This is a genomic window from uncultured Zoogloea sp., assembly GCF_937894855.1.
GTDB lineage: Bacteria > Pseudomonadota > Gammaproteobacteria > Burkholderiales > Rhodocyclaceae > Zoogloea > Zoogloea oryzae.
Genome location: NZ_CALAYQ010000138.1, coordinates 24218 through 32648, shown reverse-complemented (window position 1 = coordinate 32648; position 8431 = coordinate 24218). Strand labels below are relative to the sequence as shown.

5 protein-coding genes are annotated in these 8431 nt (G+C 64.5%); 2 read left to right on the top strand and 3 right to left on the bottom strand.

Going from position 1 to position 8431, the window contains the following annotated elements; genetic code table 11:
- On the top strand, positions 1-1228 hold a 1228-nt coding region (gene tagH / locus Q0672_RS15675; protein ID WP_298623668.1), incomplete at its 5' end, for a type VI secretion system-associated FHA domain protein TagH.
- A gap of 38 nt (positions 1229-1266) precedes the next feature.
- Entirely contained in the window at positions 1267-2073 is an 807-nt protein-coding gene (locus Q0672_RS15670; protein WP_153163301.1) for a PP2C family serine/threonine-protein phosphatase, read from the top strand.
- Between the two features lie 220 nt (positions 2074-2293).
- Here Q0672_RS15670 and Q0672_RS15665 read toward each other — a convergent pair whose 3' ends face one another.
- The 3 genes from Q0672_RS15665 to tssM form a co-directional block, all read right to left on the bottom strand.
- Complete coding sequence (locus Q0672_RS15665; RefSeq protein WP_298623666.1) at positions 2294-4087, bottom strand: serine/threonine-protein kinase; 1794 nt, start codon at positions 4085-4087, stop codon at positions 2294-2296.
- 76 nt (positions 4088-4163) lie between these two features.
- Positions 4164-4847: a type VI secretion system-associated protein TagF gene (gene tagF / locus Q0672_RS15660; RefSeq protein ID WP_298623664.1), complete on the bottom strand. Its 684-nt coding sequence runs from the start codon at positions 4845-4847 to the stop codon at positions 4164-4166.
- Positions 4848-4849: 2 nt separating this feature from the next.
- On the bottom strand, positions 4850-8422 hold the full coding sequence (gene tssM / locus Q0672_RS15655; protein WP_298623662.1) for a type VI secretion system membrane subunit TssM: 3573 nt from the start codon (positions 8420-8422) through the stop codon (positions 4850-4852).
- Positions 8423-8431 lie beyond the last annotated feature (9 nt).

The following is an 8431-nucleotide window of genomic DNA, read 5'->3' as shown; positions in this document are numbered from 1 at the left end:
CGTGAGCGACGATCCGTTCGCGGTTTTCGCGGCCTCGGCGCCGTCGGTCGGCCGCGCCGCAGAGCCTGTGCACTTGCCTGATCCCTTCGCAGTGCCACCTCCGCCGCCCACCGCACCGCGGGCTGATCTGCTTGGCCTGGGCGAGGTGCGCGGCGAGCAGTCGGTCGATGCGTTGTTCGGACTGGGCGACGCGGCCCGCGATCCGTTCGCCGGCACGCCGCTCGGTGATGCGCCGGTGACACCGTCTGGCGCAGCGTCAGCGACGGTCGATCCGCTGGCGCTGTTTGGCGGCCCGGGCCCGGCACCGGTTGTGGCCAATCCCCAGCGAGACGACGCGCCGCTGCTCAACCAGGCTTTCACACCGCCGCGCGCCGAGGCTCCCGCGCCGCCTGCGCCGGTGGCGGGCATGGTTTTTTCGTGGGATGACACTTCGGCCAAGCCGGTGGCGGCTCCGCGCAGCGCGCCCCGTGATGCCGCATTGCCACCGCAGGTCGAGATCGGTGTCGACCGGCTTGCGCCGGAGCATCCTCCCACCGTCATTATGTCGGCGCCTGTTCCAGCGCCAGCACCGATAGCCGCGAGCGTCGCGCCCGGCGCCGAACAGCCTGCTGCCGTTCCGGCCACCGGCGACGCCTTGCTCGATGCTTTCCTGCATGGCCTCGGCGTGCCTTTGCGCCTGCCGGCCGGGCTTACCCCCGAGCTGCTGGAGCAGATCGGCATGGTGCTGCGTGCGTCGACCCAGGGCACACTTGATCTCCTCACCGCTCGTGCGCTGACCAAACGCGAGGTTCGCGCCACGGTGACGATAGTCGCCCCCAAGGACAACAACCCGCTCAAATTCTCGCCCGATGTAGGTTTTGCGCTGTCGCAACTCTTGGCGCCCCAGGGTCGTGGTTTCATGCCGCCCGAGGAGGCGATGCGCGATGCGTACGACGATCTGCGGGCGCACCAGTTTGGCTTTATGGCGGGGATGCGTGCGGCGCTGGCCGGCGTACTGAAGCGTTTCGAGCCGGGCACTCTAGAAGAGCGGGTGGCGTCGCGCGGCGTGCTCGACAACATTCTGCCCGGTAGCCGCAAGGCCAGGCTGTGGGATCTGTTCGAGCAGATGTACGGCGAGATCTCGCGGGAGGCGGAGGATGACTTCCACGCCCTCTTCGGCCGCGAGTTCCTGCGCGCCTACGAAGAGCAGGTGGACCGGCTTCAAGCGGAGCGTGAGCCGGGCCGATAGGCGATTGATACAGTCCGAACAAGCAGCGCGAGGTTGTCATGCTGGAGATGCAGACGTGTTTCCTGTCCGAGGTGGGCGGCCGTAGCCGCAACGAGGACGCCTGCGGGTACTGGACGTCGGAGACCGGCTGCTGCTGGGTGGTGTCCGACGGGGCGGGCGGCCACGGTAGCGGCGACGTGGCCGCCCGGCTGGTGGTCAGCAGCATGCTGCGCAGCTTCTCGGCCCACCCGCAGGTCGGGCCGAACACCGCCTCGAGTCTGCTGCAGCGGGCCAACGATGCTGTGGTGGAAGAAAAGACCACCGGTGGCACCGCCGACGACATGCACGCCACCGCTGTACTGCTGCTGATTGACCCGCACGACCGCGTGGCGGTGTGGGGCCATGTGGGTGATACCCGCATCTACCTGTTCCGGCACGGCCGGGTGGCTTACCAGACGCGCGACCACAGCCTCGTCCAGAACATGATCGACGCCGGCTATGGCAGCGTCGACATGCTCCGAACCCACCCCCAGCGCAGCCTGCTCACCTCGGCGATTGGCTCGGCGGAGTCCATCGCGCTGTCGGTGTCGGCCGAGCCGCTTGCGCTGCATCCGGGAGATGTCTTCCTGATGTGCACCGATGGCTGGTGGGAATACGTCGAAGAGGACGATATGGAGCGCCTGCTCAACTCGACACCGACGCCCCAGGCCTGGCTGGAGAGCATGAGCGAACTAATCCGCAGCCGGGCATCGGAGTCGAACGACAACTTCACTGCAGTGTGCGTCAGCATGATCGAAGAGCCAGATGCTGACGAAACGACAGTCATCATCCCATCCAAGCGCCGCCTTGAAGGGGAGCCAGACTGAGGTGATACATTGAATGCTGAACACCGTTCTGCGTGCTTGGCGGTAATGTGGATGACCCGCCGATAGCGCTTCCGCAAAGGTTCATTTTGCGTCTTGCAGCTTGCCGTCGAGGGTTTGTTCAAGCGCTTCAGATAGTACTTTTCTGTTGGTTCGTTGCCGCTTGAACCCCGAGGGGGGCAGGGGCGTCCTGTTGGGCTGGCGCCTTGGTGACGGCCTTGTTCTAACGGTCGGCCGCCGAAACTTCTTCGACCGCAAAGCGCAGCGCGGCAAAGGCCGGTGAGCAAGCCTTTCCATCGGCGCAGTGCGCCTCGCCACCCAACCCGACGGGGCCCTGGCCGGATTCGGAGAGCGCGGCTTCGACGACGTGCTGCGTCGCGCCATTGCTTCTGGCATCAAAACGCAACACCGAGAAATCCCGCGGTGAATCGGCAACGATGGCGATCACCTCCCAGTTGCCTTTCGGTTGGTCCGCCTCGTAGGCCCAATCGGGCCGCGGAAACGGCATTGGCTTGCCAGCGCTGATCCGGTTGGCGCGATCGAGTTCGTTGGGGAATATCTGGCTTAACTGCGCAGTGGCCTTGTCCCACAGCAGCACGTAGAGCAGCCCGTTACGTTGGCTGTTCAGCACGAAACTGAGCGCGTCCTTGCCGATGGTGAGCGGGGTGTGGATCTTGTCGACTTTCAGCCCGAAGCGGGCGTCGGATGCGGCCACGGTGGCGCTGAAGGCTTCGTCCAGCGTGACCGGCCGGGCGACAACCGGGGCGGGCGTGACCGCTGACGCAGGGCTGGTGGCAACGGGCGCCAGCGGGGCTGAGGATTGTTCAGCGGGCCTTTCCGGCGGTGGCGCGGGGCTGCGGGTGAACATGAAAACGCTCGCAGCCAGCACACCGAAGGTGGCGATCGCGGCGGCGTAGCGCGGGGTGCTGTGGCCCTTCTTCCCAGTCGGCGGGGCTGCGTGCGGAGGCGCCGGGGCGGGTTCGGGGGCAAGCCGCGACAAGTGACTGGTGGCCGGAATCTCGGAGGGAATCAGCGTGTCGAGCCGTTGCCCGGCGTCGGGCTGGGGTCGGGCTGGATCATGGGTCGATGCGATAGCCGATGTCGGCACATAGCCTGTCATGCCCAGTACCGCGCGCATCTCGGCGATCGACTGCGGGCGGTCCTCGCCCTTGACGTGCAGGCAGTGGTCAATGCCGGTGAGGAACTGATCGGAATATCGGCCAGCGGCCAGCGTAGCGAGGGGCTCGTAGCAGTCCTGCAGCATGCGATCGACGGCGGCGGGCGGGGTGCGACCAGTGATAACGAAATAGATGACAGCCGCGAGCGCGTAGATGTCGGTCCATGGGCCCTGCTTAACGCCGGGCATTTCGACGTACTGCTCAATCGGGGCGTAGCCGGGCTTGAGGATGACGGTGAGCGCCTGGGTCATGTCGCTGATCACCCTGCGGGCTGCACCAAAATCGAGTAGGACCGGTCGTTCATCGCGCAGCAGCATGATGTTGTCGGGCGCCACGTCGCGGTGATAGCAGTTCTCGGCGTGCATCAGCTCAAGCGCATCCATCACCGGACCAAGGATCTTCTTGAGCCAGACTTCGTCGGGCGGACGCCCCCCGCGTTCGCGCAGCACGTCACGCAGGGTCTTGCCGGCGTAGTAGGGCATCGCCATGTACGCGGTGCCGTTGGCCTCCCAGAAGCGATATACCTTTAGCAACGCGGGATGGTCGAACTGGGCGAGCAGGCGGGCTTCATTGACGAAGCTGCGGCGGCCGATCTCGAAGGTGTCGGAGTGGCGCTCGGAGCGGACGATCACTGATGAATCTTCACCGCGGGCGGCTAGCGACGAGGGCATGTACTCCTTGATCGCCACGCGACGCTGCAGGGAGTGGTCGTCGGCGAGATAAACGATGCCGAAGCCACCTTCACCGACTAGCCCGACGATTTCAAATTCGTAAAGCCGGGTGCCCAGCGGTAAGGCGTTGGCCGAATTGGGGCGCGAACGGGGCGGGGTGGAGGGCACTGTAGCAACTCCGCCCAGCACTATCGTCTTTTCATCGTTAGGATCGGACACGTGAAAACCCTGAATATGTGGCGCGTCAGCTACCAGGGGAATAGGAAAGCATCTTCAATAGAAATCCGGCGTCCGGCAAGCCCCTGTGGGCAAAGCCGCCGTAGTTGCCGTCGATGCTGTAACACCACCAAGTTGAATAGCCGTCGAGCGCGTACTGCAGACTGCCGGTAGCGAGGACATCGAGGCAGTCGCCGGTCAGGCCGGAGAGGTCAATTAACGCTTCTCGCCGAGCCAGACGGGCACCAACCGATGCGAGGGTATTGGTTGGAGGGTGGCGAGCGGGTGGCGGGCCTAGGCTGCTGAGGGCGGCTTCGAGTGGTTCGATGTCGTGCTCGAGTTGCAGCGCGAGGCGGGCGGCGTCTTCGAGCCGTTTTAGCCACGCGCCGAGGGCCGACGCGGAGGAGCCGAGAGCCTGACCTGAGGACAGGGGGGCCGCCAGTGTAAAGGGGAAATAGCGACCAACCTTATCCACCGATGGCGTCCATGCGCCGGCCCAGCCTTGCTGGCCTAGCACACCGGGCATCAGTACAAAGTGCCATACGTGAGCAGTGAGGTAGGTGTCGAGCCAAGCGCTGCCGAGCACGGTCTGGCTAGCAGCCATACCATGCTGCAGCCAAGCATCCCACGGTGCCACGAATTCGTTCGGAAGGCGCCGCTGGGCAAAGTCGCCAAGAACCGGGAGCTTGCCGTACCAACCAGCGGAGCTCATGGTCACAGTCCGCTTGGGCAGCGGAACTCTACGAGCTCACGCAGCCGGAAGGGATTTTGGACGCTACTAGCGGTGACCTCAAAGCTGGCCTGGCGGCCTTCCACATCGAAGGTGACCTTGAACTTTTCAGGCGCACCCATACCCTCGACCCGCGCCTTGTCGAACAACCGGAACAGGGCCCAGGCGCCTTCGGTAGTCAAGCCCGAGGCGCCGCTGGGGGCCGGCGGGGTGATCTGAATGCGCGCCGAAATGCCGCCCTTGCTTCCCGGCCATTGGACCGACTGAGGCAGCTGCGGGCCATGGGCGTATTTGACGAGCTGACCGTCCACGTCGAGTGTGAACTGAGTGATCGTCGGGTCCATGTCGATAGGTTTGAAGTCGAGCCGCACCGAGCCGCTGCCGCGGAAAAACACGTCGCGGATGGTGGCGGCACGCTGGAACTGGGCAAGGTTGCCTGGCCCGCCGAGGGATTGCTCCTGCACTTTCTTGAAGCTCCAAGGACGCGTCGAGGTGTCGACGAAGGGTGCGAGGTTCTTCTGGAAGAAGTCGTCCATCAGCCCGCCAGGGGCGAACAGGCGGGCGAAGTCCTCACGGGTTACGTCGCGGGCGCTGCCGCGGGCGAAGGGGTAGCGCCCGTCGGTGGCCATATGGCAGAACTGACCAACCTGGGCGCCGACCGCCGACGACAGGTTCTCGCGGGTTGCAGCGAGGGACTGGCTCGTGCCAGCGCTTGACAGCTGCTGCAGCATGCCGCGGATCGGCTCGGGCATCCGGGCACTTTCGGCCTTCACCTTGGCGGCGGAGTCGCCCGGTGGTGGCGCAACCTTGTCCTTGATCGCAGTTTCCGTGGCCGACAACTGCACATAAACTTCATTGAGCAGTTGGGTGACGCTGTCGATCGGGGCGCTCTTGCCGTCGCCGGTGACGAGCTGGCGGATCTGTACAAAGCGGTCATCCACCACACTTTCTAGACGTTCCGGCGAGGTGGTCAGCGCGACATTTCCAGCTCCGCTGGAGTCCACGCCCAGCATTTTGCCGAGCTCCTGCTTGGCACTGGCGAGCTTTTCGCTGGCCTTGTCGACGGTCGATTTCTCGACTTCGGGCGGCGTCAGCGTGGTCTCGTGGGCGATGGCGCGCATCAGCTTGGGCAGTGGCGAATCGGCACCGGACAGCACGCGCGCCACCTGGATGCTCTGGGTGAGACCCGGCGAGCGGACAACCGAGATGTCAGTGACAAGGGCTTCCCACTGGCGGGCGTAGTCGCTGAGATAGAGTCGGCGCACCTCGCGTGCAATGTTTGCAGCGTCGCGGCCGGCAGCGGGATTGCGGCGAGTGCCGAGCACCCAGGATTCCTCTTCGGTGAGCTTGGCGGTGACCCTATCGACGGCCTTGGTGAAGCCCTTGTGGTAGCCGTCATAGGTGTACAGCCCGGCAATGCCGCGGGTCAGCGGGGCGCCGCTCTTACGCATGAATACCAGCGTCGAACTGGGTCCCGCAGCGTGCTCAATGGTGAAGTCAGGAAAGTCTGCGCCCACGCCCTGGCGTTTGAGCCGGCTGTAAATGCGGTCGGGCAGTGAGTAGCGCAGCAGCATCTCACGGGCACGGGCGACGAGGGCAGAGTCCTGCACTACCGGCGAGGCCACAGGTCCGTCGGCGAAAAGCGCATTGAGGTGCTGACCCAGCGCGGCGCGCTGGTCGGCGGTGACGCCGCGGGGCAGGTTGCGGTCCCAGTCGATGCTGATCCATGCTTTCAGCGCCTCAGCGTCGAAATGCGCTGGATCGTTAAGCATCAGATAAACCTTTAAGGTTTCGTAGGCAAATTCAAGGTTGGTGCCATCAAGGCCGCGCAGCTGGGCTTCAATGCGGTGTGACAGACGTGGGAGCAGCACATCGCGTAGCAGACCAAGGTACGAATGCTCGGCTGCCGCGTCGAGTTTGTCGCCCTGGAAGAGGCCGAGGCCCATACCGGCGGGTTTCTCTTCGCGGGGGCGGGCGGCTGTACCCGAAATGTCGCGCACCGCGTCAAGGACGGCCAGCACGCCGGGGATGTCGTCGTCCGCGGAGGTCCCTACGCGCGAAACCAAGGGCTTAGCGGCAGCGACGGCGGCATCCACCTCGTCTATGTAGCTGCTGTTGCGCAGGTAGCTGAAGCTCCAGCCGATGACCAAGCCAACGGCCAGCAGGCCCATTGCGACGAGTGCTCCGACGTGAATCAGGCCGCGGCGGCGTTCCCATTTGAGATTGGTGCCACCGAGGCGCTGCTCGGCGAACACGACTTCCTTCAGCAGGCGGGTCAGGAAGAAGCTCTTGCCGCTACCGGCCGCAGGTGGAAGAACTCGCCGCTCAAGCCCAAAGGCCCCGCCGAGGCTGGTCATCACACGGTCAATCGGGTTGCCCTCCTGAGTGCCACTTGTGAAGTACACGCCCCGTACCATCAACGGATGGTCGTAGTCCGAGGTGGAGAAGACGCACTGCAGAAAGGCGTCGAGCAGGCGACTAACAAGGGCGAACTGCTGATCGAAGGCCGCGATCAGGCTGCGGTGGCTAAGATCGGGCTCTTGCTGGAGGCGTTCGATCAGTTGACCGCTGATGCGTTCGTGGAGGGCGTCAAACTGAGTCGCCAAGTGCTGCAGCGGGTCGGTGGTGACGGATTCGTCGGTTGGGAAGGTGACGCCCCACACTTGATCACGCCCCTCCTTACCGAGGTTGGCGAAAAATTCGTTAAAGCCAGCAACGAGGTCAGCCTTGGTGACCAGTACGTAGATCGGCAGGCGGGCGCCAAGTTGTGAATAGAGTTCCTGGATGCGGGCGCGCAGGGCTGCAGCATGGTGGGCTGCCTCGTTTTCGTTCTGGGCGAGTAGATCTCCGAGGCTGATCGTGAGCAGCACACCGTTGAGTGGCTGGCGTGGCCGGTGCTTGCGCAGCAGGCCGAGGAAGCCCTGCCACGCGTCGCGGTCGGCGGTGGCATCGGAATCCTGGGTGGTGTAGCGGCCTGCGGTATCGATCAGTACAGCCTCGTCGGCAAACCACCAGTCGCAGTTACGGGTGCCGCCGATACCCTTGATCTGATGTGTGCCAAGTTTCTCGGCGAGCGGGAAGCGTAGGCCAGAGTTGATCAGTGCGGTGGTCTTGCCCGAGCCAGGCGCGCCGATAAAGACATACCATGGCAACTGGTAGAGATATCGTGCAGAGCCTAGCGCGGCGAGGCGCGCCAGCCCGCTCCCTGAGGCGGCCGAACGACTGTGGCGCAGGATGGCTGTAGCCTCTTCGAAACGCTTGCGGAGGGTCGCAAGTTCGGTGGATTCGACCGGAGTTTCGGTGCCTTTGCCGAGCAGGCCGTCAAGCAGCTTGGCGTTGCTGGCGTGGGCCTTCAGGCGGATGAAGACAAAGCGCGCCACGGCGACGAGCATGATCAGGCCGATGGTGATCCAGCGCACGCGTTCCGATTCGAAGGGTACCCGACCGGCGATGGCCACTAACGGGCTGAGGTACCAGATCATCAGCGCCAGCGCGATCAGTCCGGCTAAGCCAAGCAGCATGGGATGGAGCAGCGCAGCGAAGAGCTTTTTCATCATTCGACCCTG